The organism is Ensifer sp. (assembly GCF_031989085.1).
Classification (GTDB): Bacteria; Pseudomonadota; Alphaproteobacteria; order Rhizobiales; family Rhizobiaceae; genus Ensifer.
Map to the genome: position 1 here is coordinate 196,217 of NZ_DALZXU010000005.1, position 18,021 is coordinate 214,237.

Genomic DNA, 18,021 nt, shown 5'->3' on the forward strand with positions numbered 1-18,021 from the left:
ACAACCCGGAGCCGCCGGCTGGCCCGCGCGCGATCAATCCGCCAGAATGCTGCGATCGACGTCGTTGATATCGCGCTTGCCGCAGAGTGCCATGGTGATGTCCATCTCCTTGCGGATGATTTCCAGCGTCTTTGTCACGCCTTCCTTGCCCATGGCGCCGAGGCCGTAGAGGAAGGGGCGGCCGATATAGGTGCCCTTGGCGCCCATGGCCACGGCCTTCAGCACGTCCTGGCCGGAGCGGATGCCGCCGTCGATGTGCACCTCGATCTGGTGGCCGACCGCATCGACGATGCGCGGCAGCATGCTGATTGAGGAGTGGGCGCCGTCGAGCTGGCGTCCGCCATGGTTGGAGACGATGATGGCGTCGGCGCCGGTCGCGGCCGCCATCTTGGCGTCTTCCGGATCGAGGATGCCCTTCAGGATCAGCGGACCGCCCCAGCGCTCCTTGATCCACTCGACGTCCTTCCACGAAAGCTGCGGGTCGAACTGTTCAGTCGTCCAGGCGCCGAGCGAGGAGAGGTCCGTAACGCTCTTGGCGTGGCCGACGATGTTGCGGAAGGTGCGGCGATTGGTGCCGAGCATCTTCATGCACCAGCCGGGCCGGGTCGCCATCTGCCAGAGGTGCTTGGGGGTCAGTTTCGGCGGAGCGGACAGGCTGTTTCGCAGGTCCTTGTGGCGCTGGCCGAGGATCTGCAGGTCGAGCGTCAGCACCAGCGCCGAGCACTTGGCAGCCTTGGCGCGGTCGATGAGGTTGAGCACGAACTCGCGCTCGCGCATGACATAGAGCTGGAACCAGAAGGGCTTGGTCGTGACCGAAGCGACGTCCTCGATCGAGCAGATGCTCATGGTCGACAGCGTGAAGGGAACGCCGAAGGCCTCGGCTGCCTGGGCTGCCAGCATCTCGCCATCGGCGTGCTGCATGCCGGTGAGGCCCGTCGGCGCCAGCGCCACCGGCATCGACACCTTCTGGCCGATCATGGTGGTCTCCAGCGAACGGTCGCTCATGTCGACCAGCACCCGCTGACGCAGCTTCACCTTGGCGAAATCTTCCTCGTTGGCGCGATAGGTGCCCTCGGTCCAGGCGCCGCTATCGGCGTAGTCGAAGAAGAGCTTCGGTACGCGGCGCTTGGCAAGGGCCTTGAGGTCGCTGATTTCGAGGATTTGCGTCATGGAAACGGCCTTCATCTGAAAAGCGGGGTCAGAGCGGGTTGCCGGGGAAGCCGCGCACGCCTGCTCGAGGACTGACGTCACAGCCCTTACCATGTTTGCCGAAGGCTTGTTAATAGCGTCAACGAAAAGAGGTCAATTTTTTTGACCTCTTTTCGTTTTGCGAGAAAATCAGGCGGCTTTGAGCGCCGACTTGGCCGGTCTTCCCGCCACATAGGTCTCGACGATGGAACGGTCGTCGCCCATGGTTTGCAGCAGGAAAAGCTCGTCGGAAAGCGAGTTGACCACTTCTGCTCTGAGCGCCATCGCCGGCGTTGCCGCCATGTCGAGCACGATGAAGTCGGCGTCGGTGCCGGCCTCGAGCGTGCCTATGCGGTCGACCAGCGACAGTGCCTCGGCATTGCCACGGGTCATCATGAAGAAGCTGTCGAACGGGTTCAGCCGCTCGCCCTGCAGCTGCAGGATCTTATAGGCCTCGTCCAGCGTCTTCAGCATGGAATAGCTGGTGCCGCCGCCGATGTCGGAGGCGACCGAGGTGCGAACCGGCTTTTGCCGCCGGTTGAGCGCGCGCAGCGGGAAGAGGCCGGAACCGAGGAAGAGGTTGGATGTCGGGCAGAAGACCGCGACCGATCCGGTCTCGCTCATCACATCCGCCTCGCGCTCGGAGAGGTGGATGCAGTGGCCGAACAGGCTCTTCGGGCCAAGCAGGCCGTAGCGCGCATAGACGTCGGTATAGTCGATGGCTTCAGGGTAGAGTTCGCAGGTGAACGCGATCTCGTCGCGGTTCTCCGACAGATGCGTCTGCACGTGCAGGTCCGGGAATTCGCGCACCAGCGACCGGGCGACGTCCATCTGCTCCGGTGTCGAGGTGATGGCAAAGCGCGGGGTGATGGCCACGTGGTTGCGGCCCTTGCCGTGCCAGTCGCGGATCACGGCCCGGGTCTCGTCGTAGCTCATCTCCGGCGTGTCGAGCAGCCCTTGCGGGGCGTTGCGGTCCATCATCACCTTTCCGGCGATCATGCGCATGTCGCGCCGCAGCGCCTCGGCGAAGAAGGCGTCGGCCGATGCCTTGTGCACCGAGCAATAGGCGGCCGCCGTCGTCGTGCCGTGGCGGACCATCTCGTCGAAGAAGCGGCTGGCGATACGCTCCGCATGGGCAGTCTCGACGAAGCGGCATTCCTCGGGGAAGGTGTAGGTGTTCAGCCATTCCAGGAGGTTGGCGGCATAGGACGCCATCACCTGCATCTGCGGGAAATGCAGGTGTGTGTCGATGAAACCGGGCACGATCAGATGCGGGCGATGATCGATCTCGACGACATCATCGGCAGCCTCCGCCTTTACGCGCGCATAGGCGCCGGACGCCTTGATCACGCTGCCTTCGACCAGCAGCGCGCCATCGGCCTCATAGGCATAGGCGGCGCTGTCGTCGATGGAGAGGGGCGCGCGATGAAAGCTCAAGAGGCGGCCGCGGATGAGCGTCGATGTCATTGTGTCTTGCCTTCCTCGACGGCGCTTTCGAACCAGGCGGTCAGCAACTGGCGTTCGTCCGTCGTCATGTCTGTTATGTTGCCAGGCGGCATGGCGTGGCTGCGCCCCGCCTGGATATAGATTTCGCGGGCGTGGGCGGCAATCTCCTGATCGCTTTCGAGCACAACGCCTTTCGGTGCCCGCACGATGCCCTCGTAGACCGGCTCGGCCGCATGGCACATGGAGCAGCGGGTCGAGATCGCGTCCTTGACCGCGGGGAAATGCGCGTTCTGCGCGAACCGGGCAAAGACCGGGGCGATCTCGGCCTTCTCCTCGCCGGTCAGCACCTTCGGCACGGTCGACAGCCACATGATCAGGATGAAGATGAGGGCGGTGGCAAGCCAGGTCCAGGTGGGCCTGCCCTTGCGTGCATGGGTGGTGTTGAACCAGTGGCGGATGGTGACGCCCATCAGGAACACCAGGGCTGCGATGATCCAGTTGAAGGCGGTGGCAAAGGCCAGCGGATAGTGGTTCGACAGCATGAAGAAGATGACGGGCAGGGTCAGGTAGTTATTGTGCAGCGAGCGCTGCTTGGCCTGCGCGCCGAGCTTCGGGTCCGGCGTGCGGCCGGCGATCAGGTCGGCAACCACGATCTTCTGGTTGGGGATGATGAGGAAGAAGACGTTGGCCGACATGATGGTCGCGGTGAAGGCGCCCAGATGCAGGAAGGCGGCGCGGCCGGTGAAGACCTGGGTATAACCCCAGGCCATGATCACCAGCGCCACGTAGAGAAGCGCCATCAGGCCCCAGGTGTTCTTGCCCAACGGCGACTTGCACAAGAGGTCGTAGAAGATCCAGCCGATGCCCAGCGAGGCGAGCGAGATCAGGATGGCCGTGGTCGCCGAGATGTCGAGCACATGGCGGTCGATCAGGAAAAGATCGGCGCCGCCGTAATAGACGAGACAGAGCATGGCAAAGCCCGAAAGCCACGTGACGTAGGATTCCCATTTGAACCAGGTCAGGTGCTCCGGCATCGAAGCGGGTGCCACGAGGTATTTCTGGATGTGATAGAAACCACCGCCATGCACCTGCCATTCCTCGCCATAGGCACCCACCGGCAGGTGATCGCGCTTCACGAGACCGAGGTCGAGCGCGATGAAATAGAAGGATGAGCCGATCCAGGCGATGGCGGTGATGACGTGCAGCCAGCGCACGGCAAAGGCCAGCCATTCCCAGGCGATGGCAAACTCGTACATTCGGGGTCCCCTTTATTCTCTCCGTCAGTGCACCTTGCGCAAAAACCGGGAGTTGGGGAAGGGGGAGCATGGCGCCGCGGGCGTGTTTTGCCCTGTTCGCGACGATTTCACGGCGAAATCGTCGCGAAGATAAACCTGATGGATTCTAAGGGGTTACCGTTAGCGCGCCGACGCTTTCCTGCGCTCTTCCACCCAATCGGCTCCGAACTGCATCGACGGGCAGAGTTCGGACAGAATCCAGTCGCGGAAAATGCGGATCTTCGGGGTGTTGCGGCGGGCATGCGGGTAGGCGAGCCAGTAGTCGCAGCCGTCGCTGCAGCGCAGGTCGAAAGGCTGGTAGAGCCGGCCGAGCGCCACGTCGTCGCCGTAGAATTCCGGCGTCAGGATCGCCACACCCTGGCCGGCGATGGCAGCGCGTGCCTCGAGGGATTGCGCCCCGAGCCTGCTCGTCGGCCGACCTTCGAGATCCGGATCCCTGACGCCGGCTGCGGCAAACCAGAGCCGCCACCAGGGATCGCCGGCATCGATGATCCGGAGCTTCAGGAGATCGCGCGGTTCGTGGATGCCGCCGACGGTTTCGGCAAGCGCCGGGCTCAGCATCGGGCTGAACTCGACACGCATCAGCGGATGGGTGTCGAGACCGGGCCAGACGCCGGCGCCGGAGCGGATGGCGAGATCCGTGGATTCCTTGGCAAAATCGACGAGGTTGTCGTTGGTGTCCAGGCGCACGGCGATGGTGGGATGAGCGAGCTGAAACGAGCCGATGTTGCGGGCGAGCCATTGCGAGGCGAAGGTCGGGGTCGAGCTGATCAGAAGGGTGCTGTCGATGTCGCCGCGCGCCGAGGAGACGGCTTCCTGCAGCATCTCGAAGGCTTCCGTTACCCGTGGCGCCAGCCTCTGTCCGACATCGGTGAGCGCGATCTGGCGCGGGCGGCGCAGGAACAGCGGCTCGCCGACGTTTTCCTCGATCAGCTTGACCTGGTAGCTGACGGCGGTCTGGGTCATGCCCAGCTCTTCGCCGGCCCTGGTAAAGCTGCCGAGCCGGGCGACGGCTTCAAACACCCGGAGCGCATTCAGCGGAAACTGCTTGGACATCTTCATGGATAAGCTCTCTTGATGCATGCAGACGGATGTTCGATTGGATTGCAATCCTCTTCCACGGCATCCTGCAAGTCAACTTCCCAAGACGAACAGGTGATCAAAATGGCTTGCGACGTTATCGAACATACTGAAAGGAAACCGTTTCTTTCGCTGGATGCGGTCGTGCGGTTCACATCCTCCCTGTTTCGTGGCGCGGTTGCCGCCAAGCCGGTGCTCGATGTCAACGCGCTGTCGGACTACATCAAAAGAGACATGGGTTTCATGGACGGCCGCGGTCCCTACGGGGACGATGCCGAGGCACAAAAGAATGCTCGCCGCCTCTTCAACAGCGATGAGCTGACCCGCATCTGACTGGACTTCTTGAGAGCGCCGCGCATCCGACAGGATGCGCGGCGTTCGCATGTTTCAGAGCGATTGCCGCAGGCGTTCGACCGCCATGACAAACCTGATGGGTTCCCTTGGATCAACTCAGGCAATTGACGCCGTCTTGCGCTCTTCCACCCATTCGGCCCCGACCTTCTTCGACGGGCAGAGCTCGGAGAGTATCCAGTCGCGAAAGAGGCGGATCTTCGGGGTGTTGCGGCGGGCATGCGGATAGGCCAGCCGATAATCGCAGCCGTCGCTGCAGCGCAGGTCGAAAGGCTGGTAGAGCCGGCCGAGCGCCACGTCGTCGCCGTAGAATTCCGGCGTCAGGATCGCCACACCCTGGCCGGCGATGGCAGCGCGTGCCTCGAGGGATTGCGCCCCGAGCCTGCTCGTCGGCCGACCTTCGAGATCCGGATCCCTGACGCCGGCTGCGGCAAACCAGAGCCGCCACCAGGGATCGCCGGCATCGATGATCCGGAGCTTCAGGAGATCGCGCGGCTCGTGGATGCCGCCGACGGTTTCGGCAAGTGCCGGGCTCAGCATCGGGCTGAACTCGACGCGCATCAGCGGATGGCTATCGAGACCCGGGCAGGCGTCGAACCGGTGGATCGCCAGATCCACAGGTTCAACGGCGAGATCGATGATCCTGTCGCTTGTGGTGAGTCGCACGGCGATGCCGGGATGGGCCAGCTGGAAGGTGCCGATGTTGCGGGCGAGCCATTGCGAGGCGAAGGTCGGGGTCGAGCTGATCAAAAGCGCGCTGTCGATGTCGCCGCGTGCCGATGAGACGGCTTCCTGCAGCATCTCGAAGGCTTCCATCACCCGTGGTGCCAGTCTCTGGCCGACATCGGTGAGCGTGATCTGGCGCGGGCGGCGCAGGAACAGCGGCTCGCCGACGTTTTCCTCGATCAGCTTGACCTGGTAGCTGACGGCGGTCTGGGTCATGCCCAGCTCTTCGCCGGCCCTGGTAAAACTGCCGAGCCGGGCGACGGCTTCGAACACCCGGAGCGCATTCAGCGGAAACTGCTTGGACATCTTCACAGATAAGTTCTCTTGATGCAGGCAGACGGATGTTCGATTTGATTGCAATCCTCATTCACGGCAACCTGCAAGTCAACTTCCCAAGACGGACAGGTGATCGAAATGACTTGTGACGTTATCGAACATACTGAAAGAAAACCGCTTCTTTCGCTGGATGCGGTCGTGCGGTTCACATCCTCACTGTTTCGCGGCGCTGTCGCCTCAAGGCCCGTGCTCGATGTCAATGCGCTGCCCGACCACATCAAAAGAGACATGGGTTTCATGGACGGCCGCGGACCCTACGGGAACGATGCCGAGGCGCAACAAAGCGCCCGCCGCCTCTTCAACAGTGATGAGCTGCCCCGCATCTGACCGGATTTCTTCAAAGCGCCGCGCATCCGAGAGGATGCGCGGCGTTCGCATGTCTCAGAGTGATTGCCGCAGGCGTTCGACCGCCATCAGCACCCGCTCCGGCGTCGCCGGCGCATCGAGGCGCGGGCATTCGCGATAATCGGCAACGCTTGCCACCGCCATCGACAGGGCCTCGAGCACCGAGATCGGCAGCATGAAGGGTGGCTCGCCCACTGCCTTCGACCGGCCGATGGTCTTTTCGGCATTCTCGGCCCATTCGGCCAGCCTGACATTGAAGAGCTTCGGCCGGTCGGAGGCGAGCGGGATCTTGTAGGTGGAGGGCGCATGCGTGCGCAGCCGCCCCTTGTCGTCCCACCACAATTCCTCCGTCGTCAGCCAGCCCATGCCCTGGACGAAACCGCCCTCGATCTGGCCGATATCGATCGCCGGGTTGAGCGAGCGGCCCACATCGTGCAGCACGTCGACCCGATCGACCATGTATTCGCCGGTCAGCGTGTCGATCGAGACCTCCGATACCGAGGCGCCATAGGCGAAATAGTAGAACGGCGTTCCCCGTCCGGTCGCGCGATCCCAATGGATCTTCGGCGTCTTGTAGAAGCCGGCGGCCGACAGTTGCACGCGGGCCATGTAGGCGAGCTTGATGAATTCCGGGAAGGCGATCCGTTCCTCGCCGATCTTGACGTGATCGGGGACGAAGCTGACGTTTTCCGCGGTCGTCTGCCAGCGCTCGCAGGCAAAGGCGATGAGCCGCTCCTTGATCTGGCGTGCGGCATCGAAGGCGGCCATGCCGTTCAGATCCGTGCCGGAGGAGGCGGCGGTCGCCGAGGTGTTCGGGACCTTGCCGGTGGTGGTCGCGGTGATGCGCACCCGGTCGAGATCGACCTGGAAGCTATCGGCGATCACCTGCGCGACCTTCACGTAGAGACCCTGGCCCATTTCGGTGCCGCCATGGTTCAGGTGGATCGAGCCATCCTGATAGACATGCACCAGCGCACCCGCCTGGTTGAAGGCGGTGAGGGTGAAGGAGATGCCAAACTTCACCGGCGTCAGCGCGATGCCCTTGCGGATGACGCGGCTCGTGCGGTTGAAATCGACAATGGCTTGGCGGCGTGCCTGATAGTCGGCGTCGGCCTCGAGCTCGGCAACCACGCGGGCGATGATGTTGTCTTCCACCTGCTGGTGGTAGGGGGTGATATCGCGGCCCGAACCCTTCTCGCCGTAGAAATTGAGCTTGCGGATTTCGAGTGGGTCCTTGCCGAGAGCGTAGGCGATTTCCTCGATCATGCGCTCGCCGCCGACCATTCCCTGTGGCCCGCCGAAGCCACGATAGGCGGTGTTGGAGACGGTGTTGGTCTTCAGCGGCTGCGAGGTCAGCTTCACATGCGGGTAGAAATAGGAGCTGTCGGCGTGGAACAGGGCGCGGTCGGTGACCGGCCCGGAAAGATCCGAGGAATAGCCGCAGCGCGCCGCATAATTGGCGTGCACGGCGTGGATGCGGCCTTCGTCGTCGAAGCCGACGTCGTAGTCGACGAGAAAGTCGTGGCGCTTGCCTGTGGCCGTCATGTCCTCGTCGCGGTCCGGGCGAAACTTGACGGCGCGATTGAGCTTCTTTGCCGCGACCGCCGCAAGTGCCGCGAACTGGTTGCCCTGCGTTTCCTTGCCGCCGAAGCCGCCACCCATGCGGCGCACATTGACCGTCACCGCATTGGAGGGAACGCCGAGCACGTGCGAAACCATGTGCTGGATCTCGCTCGGGTGCTGGGTCGATGACCAGACCGTGACCTCGTCGTCCTCGCCGGGAATGGCTAGCGCAATGTGGCCCTCGAGATAGAAGTGCTCCTGGCCGCCGATGCGCATCCGGCCCTTCAGCCGGCGCGGTGCCTTTTCCAGTTCGGCTTCCGCCTCGCCGCGCTGCAGGGTCAAGGGCTGCGTGACGAGTTCGCCGCCATGGGCGACGGCGTCGGTGATGTCGGTGAAATGCGGCAGGTCACGATAGGTGATCTTTGCCAGCCGGGCTGCGCGACGGGCGATGTCGCGCGTCTCGGCGATAACGGCAAAGGCCGGCTGGCCGTGAAACTGCACGATACCGTCGGCCAGCACCGGCTCGTCATGCAGGTGGCTCGGGCTGATGTCGTTGGAATGCGGCATGTCGCGCGCCGTCAGCACGCAGACGACGCCGGGTGCCGCCTCCACCGCCGACAGGTCCATCGCGGTGATTTCGGCATGGGCGCGATCGGTCATGCCCAGCGCGCCATGCAACGTGCCTGCCGGTTCCGGCATGTCGTCGATATAGTCGGCTGTGCCGGCGACATGCTTGTGGGCGCTGTCGTGGCGCTGGCGCGAATGCATCTGGCCGTTGATCGCCTTGCGTTCCTCGAAGGTCGACTTGTCCATGATCATCTCTCTCCCGCCGCGTAACGCACGAGCTCTGCCGGTTCGCCTTCGCTTTCGAGGAAGAAGCGCAGCAGCAGGTTCTTCGCCGCAAGCATGCGATAGGTGCTGGTGGCGCGCCAGTCGCTCAAGGGCTGGTAGTCGGTTTCGAACGCACCTTGCGTGACGCGCACGGTTTCCTCGGTCCAGGGCTTGCCGATAAGGGCGGCCTCCACGGATGCGGCACGCTTCGGCGTGCCGGCCATGCCACCGAAGGCGATGCGGGCGGACCTTACCTTGCCATCCTCGAGCGCAATGCGGAAGGCACCGAGCAGGGCGGAAATGTCCTCGTCGCGACGCTTGGAGATCTTGTAGGCGGCAAAGTGGTCTTCTGCCGGAAGGTGCGGCACGAATATGCTCTCGACGAATTCTCCCGCCTTTCGGTCCTGCTTGCCATAGGCGATGAAGAAGTCTTCGAGCGGCAGCGTGCGGGTGCCTTCCGTCGAGCGCAACGTCACAGTTGCCCCGAGCACGATCAGCGGTGGTGGGCTGTCGCCGATCGGCGAGCCGTTGGCGATGTTGCCGCCGATCGTGCCCATGTTGCGCACCTGTTCGCCGCCGATGCGATCGATTAGCCGGCCGAGGGCCGGATAGGCGCTGCTCAGGGCTGCAAAGGCCGCGGTATAGCTGACGCCGGCACCGATTGTTATGCCCGCTTCACTTCGTGCGATCTGCTGCAACTCGGCGATGCCGTTGATGAAGATGACCGGATTGATCGGTCGCATCTGCTTGGTCACCCAGAGACCGACATCCGTCGAGCCGGCGACGACGGTTGCGCCCTGGTGTTGGGCAAGCGCAGTCGCCAGGCCCGCGGCATCAGCCGGCACGATCAGACAGTGTTCACCGTCGCGGATGGTGATCGTCTCTACGGATTGCATCGCCTTCAGGCGAGCGATCGTTTCATCGCGCGCCGCCACGATCGGATCGAAAATTGCCGACGGACGGGCGCTTGCCGCCGCTTCGGCGGCCTTCACGATCGGCTCGTAGCCGGTGCAGCGACAGAGGTTGCCTTGTAATGCCTTCTCGATGTCGGCGCGGCTGGGGTTGTCGTTGGACAACCAGAGGCCATAGAGCGACATGACGAAACCGGGCGTGCAGAAGCCGCATTGCGAGCCGTGGAAGTCGACCATGGCCTGCTGTACCGGATGCAACGTGCCGTCGCGGGCTGCGAGATGTTCGACGGTGACGACATGTGTACCATGCAGCGATCCGACGAAGCGGATGCAGGCGTTGACACTTTCATAGGTCAGCATTTGCCCGGAAAGTCTGCCGACGAGCACGGTGCAGGCGCCGCAGTCGCCCTCGGCGCAGCCTTCCTTCGTGCCGGTCAGCCGGCGCTCGAGCCGGAGATAATCGAGCAGGGTCGCTGATGGCGCGACGTCGGTCAGTGTGACTTCGCTGTCATTGAGGATGAAACGAATGCTGTCGTTGTTCTTGTTTTCCCGAGCCTGGGGCATGCCGTTCATTCCTGCTGGTGCAGGGCCGCGAAAGCCGGAACGTTTCCGGCGATTGACCCCTGCGCATATTAATAGAGTTAGGGCGTCGCCCGCCTCGTCTCAATGGACGGGCGCGCGCTATTGCGCCGTCCAGCCGCCGTCCATGGACACATGGGTGCCGGTGATTTGCGCCGCATCGTCGCTTGCGAGATAGACGGCGAGCGATGCCACCTGCTCGACGGTGATGAATTTCTTGGTCGGCTGGCCCTTGAGCATCACGTCGTTGATGACCTGCTCTTCGGTGATGCCGCGCGTGCGGGCCTGGTCGGGGATCTGCTTTTCGACAAGCGGGGTCAGCACATAGCCAGGGCAGATCGAGTTGGCGGTGATGCCGTCTTCCGCGACTTCGAGCGCGACCGTCTTCGTCAGTCCCATGACGCCGTGCTTGGCGGCGACATAGGCGGATTTGAAGGGCGAGGCGACGAGCCCGTGGGCCGAGGCGATATTGACGATGCGGCCCCAGCCCTTGGCCTTCATGCCGGGCAGGACGGCGCGAATGGTGTGGAACGACGAGGAGAGATTGATGGCGATGATGCGGTCCCATTGTTCGATCGGGAAATCCTCGACCTTCTCGACATATTGAACGCCGGCATTGTTGACGAGAATGTCGACGCTGCCGAAGCGGTTTGCAGCCGTGGCCATCAGGTCGGCGATCTCGTCGGGTTTCGTCATGTCGGCCGGATGATAGATCACCGTCCCGGCGGTCAGTGCCGCGACGTCCTGCGTCGCAGCCTTGATCTCGTCCGGTGCGCCGAAGCCGTTCAGCACGATGTTGGCGCCGCCCCGGGCAAATGCCTTGGCGATCGCGAGGCCGATGCCGCTCGTCGAACCGGTGATCACAGCAGTTCTCGTCATTCCAGATCTCTCCCTTTGCAGCGCCGCCTGATCTTGCCCGGTTTTTGCGACGCAACAGTGCCAACCTACGCGTAAAACCGCGGAGGTGACAATTGTGTTTTTCTGGCCGCCGACGCAGAGTTGCGAGTGGAGGGGGCGTCACGAATTCTTGCGTTTTGTTTTCGTTTGACATTCGTTTTGCCATCGTATTGTAGTTTTTCGAAATGGATGTGGCGCGCTCGAGGAAGTGCGCCAAGACGCGTGTTGTGACGCCGGGGAGGGGCATATGGGCGGATATATTCTCGCGATCGATCAGGGCACGACATCGAGCCGGGCGATCGTCTTCGACGGCAAGCAGCAGGTGGCGGGCGCCGCCCAGAAGGAATTCAGCCAGCACTTTCCGAAGTCGGGCTGGGTCGAGCACGATCCGGAGGAAATCTGGGATAGCGTCGTCTTCACCGTCAATGAGGCAATCAAGAAGGCGGGGATCTCGGCTGCCGACATCGCCGGCATAGGCATCACCAACCAACGCGAAACCGTCGTTGTCTGGGACCGCGAGACCGGCAAGCCGATCCACAATGCCATCGTCTGGCAGGATCGCCGCACTTCAGCGTATTGCGACAAGCTGAAGAAACAGGGTCTGGAAAAGACCTTCACCAAAAAGACCGGGCTGCTGCTCGATCCCTATTTCTCCGGCACCAAGCTTCAGTGGCTGCTGTCGAACGTGAAGGGCGCTCACGCGCGCGCGGTCCGGGGCGAGCTCTGCTTCGGCACCATCGATACCTTCCTGATCTGGCGGCTGACGGGCGGAAAATCCTTCGTTACCGACGCGACCAACGCCTCGCGCACGCTGCTCTACAACATTGCCGACAATGGCTGGGACGACGAGCTGCTCGACATCCTGCGCGTGCCGCGCGCCCTGTTGCCGGAGGTCAAGGATTGCGCCGCCGAGTTCGGCGTTACGGACAAGGCGCTGTTTGGCGCCGCGATCCCGATTCTCGGGGTGGCCGGCGACCAGCAAGCCGCCACCATCGGTCAGGCCTGCTTCAAGCCGGGCATGCTGAAGTCGACCTATGGCACCGGCTGCTTCGCGCTGCTCAACACCGGCAAGGATATGGTGCGGTCGAAAAACCGGCTGCTCACCACCATTGCCTACCGGCTCGACGGCGAAACCACCTATGCGCTCGAAGGCTCGATCTTCGTTGCCGGCGCCGCCGTGCAGTGGCTGCGCGACGGCCTGAAGGTGATCAAGGCGGCGCCCGACACCGGTACGCTGGCCGAGAGTGCCGACCCCTCGCAGGAAGTCTATCTGGTGCCGGCTTTCACCGGTCTCGGCGCGCCGCACTGGGATCCGGACGCCCGCGGCGCGATCTTCGGCATGACCCGCAACACCGGGCCCGCCGAGTTCGCGCGCGCCGCACTCGAGGCGGTCTGCTACCAGACGCGCGATCTGCTGGAAGCCATGCATAAGGACTGGCGCAGTCACGGCAAGGAAACGGTGCTGCGCGTCGACGGCGGCATGGTCGCCTCGGACTGGACGATGCAACGGCTTTCCGACCTGCTTGACGCGCCGGTCGACCGGCCGACCATTCTCGAGACGACGGCGCTCGGCGTTGCCTGGCTTGCCGGCAGCCGCGCCGGCGTCTGGCCGAAGCAGGAGGCCTTCGCCAAGTCCTGGGCCCGCGATCGCCGCTTCGAGCCCGCCATGGACGAGGCAACGCGCAAGACGAAGCTCAAGGGCTGGCGCAATGCGGTCAAGCGCACGCTGACCCAAGCCTGACGACGGAACCATTTGGATCCATCCGGGAAACACTGTGTTTCCCGGATGCGCATTTGCCGCCTGTCCCCGCGCCAACTATCTGTCGGTAAACAAGGACAGGATGGGCACCATGGAACTCGGGCTTTACACTTTTGCGGATGTCGATCCGAACGCAGTCGACAAGGGCCGGGAAGGCCAGCGCCGGCTTGCCAACCTCATCGAGGAGATCGAACTCGCCGACCAGGTCGGCCTAGATGTCTTCGGCCTCGGTGAACATCACCGCCCTGACTATGCAGCATCCGCCCCGGCCGTGATCCTTGCCGCTGCGGCTGCCAGGACGAAATCCATCCGGCTGACGAGTGCGGTCACGGTTTTAAGCTCCGACGATCCGGTCCGCGTTTTCCAGCAGTTTTCGACGCTCGATCTTCTGTCCAATGGACGGGCCGAGATCATGGCCGGCCGCGGCTCGTTCATCGAATCCTTCCCGCTCTTCGGCCAGTCGCTCGACGACTACGATCAGCTCTTCGCCGAAAAGCTCGACCTGTTGATGGCGTTGCGCGAAAGCGAAATTGTCTCCTGGGCGGGCGAGATGCGCCCCGCGATCAGCGATCGTGGTGTCTATCCGCGCCCGCTGCAGGAGGTGCTGCCGCTGTGGATCGCCGTTGGCGGCACGCCGCAGTCGGTTGCACGTGCCGGTGCGCTGGGGCTGCCAGTGGCGCTCGCCATCATCGGCGGCGAGCCGCGCCGGTTTGCGCCGCTGTTCGATCTTTATCGCGAGGCGGCCCGTCGCGCGGGCCAGGATCCGGCAAGGCTGAAGACCAGCATCAACGTGCATGGCTTCATCGCCGATACGACCGAACTTGCCGCCGACCAGTTTTATGGACCGCAGGCCGAAGTGATGAACCGCATCGGGCGTGAACGCGGCTGGGGGCCGACCAACCGGGCGCATTTCGACCAGGCGCGCAGTCCTGCCGGCAATCTCTTCCTCGGCGACCCCGAAACCGTGGCCGAGAAGATCGTCGAGAACTGGAAGCTCTTCCGCAACGACCGCTTCCTCCTGCAGATGGCGATCGGCCCGATGCCGCATGCGCAGATCATGCGCGGCATCGAGCTCTATGGTACCAGGGTGGCGCCGCTGGTGCGCAAGGCGCTGGCGGATGAGAAGGCCGGCGAGGCCGTTTCCGCCTGACGCATCGCCCGCCTGCCATGGCGTAGCCGTCGGCGCTGGAAAATCCGGCGCCGGCAGGCTACATGTGGGCACGAAAGCGAGACACGGATGACCCTCAACAACGAAGAAGATCTGCTGCGGCTGAAGGAAATCGGCCGCATCTGCGCCAATGCGCTGCAGGCGATGGGTGCGGCGCTCGAGCCCGGCATCACCACCGCGGAGCTGGATGCCATCGGCCGCAAGGTGCTTGAAGAAGCGGGCGCGCGTTCGGCCCCTGAGCTCTGCTACCAGTTTCCCGGCGCCACCTGCATCAGCGTCAACGAGGAAATCGCCCACGGCATTCCCGGCAGCCGCATCATCCGCGCCGGCGATCTCGTCAACATCGACGTTTCCGCCGAGAAAGACGGCATCTTCGCCGATACCGGCGCATCCTTCCCGGTGCCGCCGGTGACGGCTCAGATCGACCGGCTCTGCCGCGATGGCAAGCGAGCGATGTGGGTCGGCCTCAAGCAGGTGCGTCCCGACCAGCCGCTCGCCGCGATCGGCAAAGCCATCGGCGATTTCGCCCGCAAGAACCGCTATTCGCTGGTCACCAACCTTGCCAGCCACGGCATCGGCCGCTCGCTGCACGAGGAGCCGAAGGAAATCGCCACCTGGCCCGATCCGAGCGAGCGCCGGCGCATGACCGACGGCATGGTCTTTACCGTCGAGCCTTTCCTCTCGATGGGGGCCGATTGGGCCGAGAGCGGCGACAAGGACGACTGGACGCTCTATAGCGAGCCGCGCGCGCCGACCGTGCAGTATGAACACACGGTTGTCGTCACGCGCGGTGGTCCGCTGGTGGTGACGCTGCCCGGCTGACGGGCAGGTTCTATTTCCTCAATAGGTGCTTCAATTTTAGTGATTTGTGGTGGCGGTTTTGCAGTGCAATAAGCTGTTATGACCACGCTCGATCGCACCCATTCGCCAAGCCTCGCCTCGACCGCTGCCGCCGGCGCCATCGCCATGGCGGTCGCCATGGGGTTTGGTCGTTTCTCCTACACGCCGATCCTGCCGGCGATGATGGCCGATCTCGGTATTTCGCCGGCGGATGCCGGTGTCATCGCCTCGGCAAATTTCGTCGGTTATCTCGCCGGCGCGGTGCTCGGCGCCTATGGCTGGGCGCATGGGCACGAGCGGCGCATCGGGCTGGCTGCGCTCGCCGCAACCACGCTGCTGCTTGCGGCGATGGGGCTTTCCTCTTCGGTCGTCGTGCTGAGCCTCATCCGCTTCCTCGCCGGCCTTGCCAGCGCCTTCTCTATGATCTTCATCTCCGGCATCGTTCTCGGCCATGGACTGCTGGCGCGCGCTGCCAACGTGCCGGCGGTGCATTTCGGCGGCGTCGGTCTCGGCATTGCCTTCTCGTCGCTCTGCGTCTGGGCAGCGCCCCTTGCCGGTGTCGCCGGGCTATCGGCATCGCAGGCCGACTGGCTTACCGGTGCGCTCGTTGCGCTCATCGGGACCATAATCGTCGCGCTGCTGTTGCCGGCGGGGCCGGTCTCCGGCAGCGGTGCTGCGCGCGAAAAGCCGCTCGTCTGGACGCGACCGCTGACGGTGGTGACGCTGACCTATGGCTTCTTCGGCTTCGGCTACGTCATCACGGCGACCTTCCTCGTGACCATGGCGCGCGATGCGAGCGGCGGTCACAGCATCGAGTTCCTCGCCTGGCTCTTGACGGGCGTGAGTGCGGCGCTGTCGGTCTATCTCTGGCGCTTTGCCGTACCGCGCTTCGGCCTTGCCGGCGTCTATGCGATCGGCCTTCTGATCGAGGCTGTCGGGCTCGTGCTCACCGTCAGCCTGCCTCTGCCCTATGCGCCGCTTGCCGGCGGCCTGATGCTCGGCGCCACCTTCATGATGATTACCGCCTACGGCCTGCAGATCGGCCGGCACCTGGCGCCGGAAAGCCCGCGCAAGGCGCTCGCGCTGATGACGGCGGCCTTCGGCATCGGTCAGATCATCGGCCCCGTGGTCGCCGGGTGGCTTGCCGAGCGCACCGGCAGCTTTTCGGCGCCGACCCTGATTGCGGCCGCCGTTCTCTTCGTTTGCGGCGTCATCATCCTGGTGGAGTTGAAGCGAATTTCGGCTGCCTTGCTCGGCTGAAGCGCGCTCCCGATAGGGCGGCCACATGTCCGGGGCGCCCCTGAAGGGCACCATGAAATAACAGTAAGGTTCACATTACCGGATTGTTGAAAATGGCGCTTTGCCCTAGTTTCGGCGCTTCGTGAGGCGAGTTGTTCTCCTCCCCCGAAACGAGAGTGCCGCACTTGTTCGTATCCTTCTTTCCGAAGCCAAAGCTCTTTTTCACATCCTTTGTCGTCTGGTCGCTCGTCGCCGTTGCCATCTGGTATGCCGGGGGCGAACAATTGGGCGCCGTCTTCGGAATGCCGCCTCTGGCCGCTGATGCACCGCCGATCACCGGCATCTCGGCCTTCTGGTCGCCCGCCTTCATCTGGTTCTACCTCTATTTCGCCGCCGTCGTTGGGCTGTTTGCCGCTTTCTGGTACGTCTACTCTCCGCACCGCTGGCAGAACTGGTCGATCCTCGGCTCGGCCCTCATTCTTTTCGTCACCTATTTTCAGGTCCAGGTCAGCGTCGCGATCAACAATTGGTACGGGCCGTTCTGGGACCTGATCCAGGCGATCGTCTCGAAGACGAAGGTTGTCACCGCGGCGGAGTTCTACAGCGAAATCGCTGTCTTTCTCGGGATCGCCATGGTTGCCGTGGCTGTTGCGGTCATCACGCGTTTCTTCGTCAGCCACTATATCTTCCGCTGGCGCACCGCGATGAACGAATACTACATGGCAAATTGGGGCAAGCTGCGCCATATCGAAGGCTCGTCGCAGCGCGTGCAGGAAGATACGATGCGCTTTTCCACGACCGTGGAGGGCCTCGGCGTCAGCCTGATCGACAGCGTCATGACGCTGATTGCGTTTACGCCGGTGTTGATCAAGCTTGAGGCGCACGTCAGCGAGCTACCGATCGTCGGCGTCATTCCGTATCCGCTTGTCACTGCAGCCATTCTCTGGTCGCTGTTCGGCACGGTCTTCCTGGCGGTCGTCGGTATCAAGCTGCCGGGCCTCGAGTTCCGCAACCAGCGTGTCGAAGCGGCCTACCGCAAGGAACTGGTCTACGGTGAGGATCATGCCGATCGTGCCCAGCCGCCGACCGTTGCCGATCTCTTTGCAAATGTTCGCCGGAACTATTTCAGGCTCTATTTCCACTATCTGTATTTCAACATCGCGCGGATTTTCTACCTGCAGATCAACGGCATCTTTTCGCTGCTGATCCTGGCGCCGTCGATCATCGCTGGCAAGATCACGCTGGGCGCGCTGAACCAGATCTCGAATGCATTCGGCCAGGTGACGTCATCGTTCCAGTATCTGGTTTCGTCCTGGCCGACGATTGTCGAACTGCTGTCGATCTACAAGCGTCTGCGCGCCTTCGAAGCGGCGATCGACGACGAGCCCCTGCCGGCAATCGAGCAGAAGTTCATCGCTGTCGGTGGCGAGGAAGAGCTGGCCTGAGCCGGATCGAAAGCAACGGAGA

The 18,021-nt window shown here is 63.3% G+C and carries 15 protein-coding genes; 7 read left to right on the top strand and 8 right to left on the bottom strand.

Features of this window, described 5'->3' with window-relative positions; translation table 11 throughout:
- Nucleotides 1-33: 33 nt before the first annotated feature.
- From RTP54_RS21500 to RTP54_RS21515, 4 genes are all read right to left on the bottom strand, one after another.
- Nucleotides 34-1,170 (bottom strand): alpha-hydroxy acid oxidase, encoded by a 1,137-nt coding sequence (locus RTP54_RS21500; RefSeq protein WP_112815403.1) that lies wholly within the window; start codon nucleotides 1,168-1,170, stop codon nucleotides 34-36.
- A 168-nt stretch (nucleotides 1,171-1,338) separates the two neighbouring features.
- Entirely contained in the window at nucleotides 1,339-2,655 is a 1,317-nt protein-coding gene (guaD, locus tag RTP54_RS21505) for a guanine deaminase (protein WP_312365737.1), read from the bottom strand.
- Nucleotides 2,652-3,890, bottom strand: a complete 1,239-nt coding sequence (gene puuD / locus RTP54_RS21510) for a urate hydroxylase PuuD (protein WP_312365738.1) — start codon at nucleotides 3,888-3,890, stop codon at nucleotides 2,652-2,654. The genes guaD and puuD overlap by 4 nt, the downstream gene beginning before the upstream one ends.
- A gap of 159 nt (nucleotides 3,891-4,049) precedes the next feature.
- Entirely contained in the window at nucleotides 4,050-4,991 is a 942-nt protein-coding gene (locus RTP54_RS21515; protein WP_312365739.1) for a LysR substrate-binding domain-containing protein, read from the bottom strand.
- 12 nt (nucleotides 4,992-5,003) lie between these two features.
- Between RTP54_RS21515 and RTP54_RS21520 the strand changes: the two genes are divergently transcribed.
- On the top strand, nucleotides 5,004-5,342 hold the full coding sequence (locus RTP54_RS21520; protein WP_312365740.1) for a hypothetical protein: 339 nt from the start codon (nucleotides 5,004-5,006) through the stop codon (nucleotides 5,340-5,342).
- A 117-nt stretch (nucleotides 5,343-5,459) separates the two neighbouring features.
- Here the strand turns inward: RTP54_RS21520 and RTP54_RS21525 are convergent, their stop codons facing one another.
- A complete protein-coding gene (locus RTP54_RS21525) occupies nucleotides 5,460-6,398 on the bottom strand; it encodes a LysR substrate-binding domain-containing protein (protein WP_162704172.1) in 939 nt (312 codons plus the stop codon).
- A gap of 93 nt (nucleotides 6,399-6,491) precedes the next feature.
- Between RTP54_RS21525 and RTP54_RS21530 the strand changes: the two genes are divergently transcribed.
- Nucleotides 6,492-6,749: a hypothetical protein gene (locus RTP54_RS21530; RefSeq protein ID WP_112812119.1), complete on the top strand. Its 258-nt coding sequence runs from the start codon at nucleotides 6,492-6,494 to the stop codon at nucleotides 6,747-6,749.
- A 54-nt stretch (nucleotides 6,750-6,803) separates the two neighbouring features.
- Here RTP54_RS21530 and xdhB read toward each other — a convergent pair whose 3' ends face one another.
- The 3 genes from xdhB to RTP54_RS21545 form a co-directional block, all read right to left on the bottom strand.
- A complete protein-coding gene (gene xdhB, locus RTP54_RS21535) occupies nucleotides 6,804-9,143 on the bottom strand; it encodes a xanthine dehydrogenase molybdopterin binding subunit (protein WP_312365741.1) in 2,340 nt (779 codons plus the stop codon).
- A gap of 2 nt (nucleotides 9,144-9,145) precedes the next feature.
- Nucleotides 9,146-10,636 (bottom strand): xanthine dehydrogenase small subunit, encoded by a 1,491-nt coding sequence (gene xdhA, locus RTP54_RS21540; RefSeq protein ID WP_312365742.1) that lies wholly within the window; start codon nucleotides 10,634-10,636, stop codon nucleotides 9,146-9,148.
- Between the two features lie 117 nt (nucleotides 10,637-10,753).
- Nucleotides 10,754-11,530 carry a 3-hydroxybutyrate dehydrogenase gene (locus RTP54_RS21545; protein WP_312365743.1) on the bottom strand — a complete coding sequence of 259 codons (777 nt, stop codon included), beginning with the start codon at nucleotides 11,528-11,530 and terminating at the stop codon, nucleotides 10,754-10,756.
- A 265-nt stretch (nucleotides 11,531-11,795) separates the two neighbouring features.
- Here RTP54_RS21545 and glpK point away from each other — a divergent pair, with 265 nt between their 5' ends.
- From glpK to sbmA, 5 genes are all read left to right on the top strand, one after another.
- Complete coding sequence (gene glpK / locus RTP54_RS21550) at nucleotides 11,796-13,289, top strand: glycerol kinase GlpK (protein WP_112812121.1); 1,494 nt, start codon at nucleotides 11,796-11,798, stop codon at nucleotides 13,287-13,289.
- 109 nt (nucleotides 13,290-13,398) lie between these two features.
- Nucleotides 13,399-14,457, top strand: coding sequence for an LLM class flavin-dependent oxidoreductase (locus tag RTP54_RS21555; protein ID WP_312365744.1), 1,059 nt, complete (start codon nucleotides 13,399-13,401; stop codon nucleotides 14,455-14,457).
- 87 nt (nucleotides 14,458-14,544) lie between these two features.
- On the top strand, nucleotides 14,545-15,297 hold the full coding sequence (gene map / locus RTP54_RS21560) for a type I methionyl aminopeptidase (protein ID WP_312365745.1): 753 nt from the start codon (nucleotides 14,545-14,547) through the stop codon (nucleotides 15,295-15,297).
- A 78-nt stretch (nucleotides 15,298-15,375) separates the two neighbouring features.
- Nucleotides 15,376-16,575: an MFS transporter gene (locus tag RTP54_RS21565; protein ID WP_312365746.1), complete on the top strand. Its 1,200-nt coding sequence runs from the start codon at nucleotides 15,376-15,378 to the stop codon at nucleotides 16,573-16,575.
- 164 nt (nucleotides 16,576-16,739) lie between these two features.
- Complete coding sequence (gene sbmA, locus RTP54_RS21570; RefSeq protein ID WP_112812123.1) at nucleotides 16,740-17,999, top strand: peptide antibiotic transporter SbmA; 1,260 nt, start codon at nucleotides 16,740-16,742, stop codon at nucleotides 17,997-17,999.
- The last annotated feature ends 22 nt before the right edge of the window (nucleotides 18,000-18,021 follow it).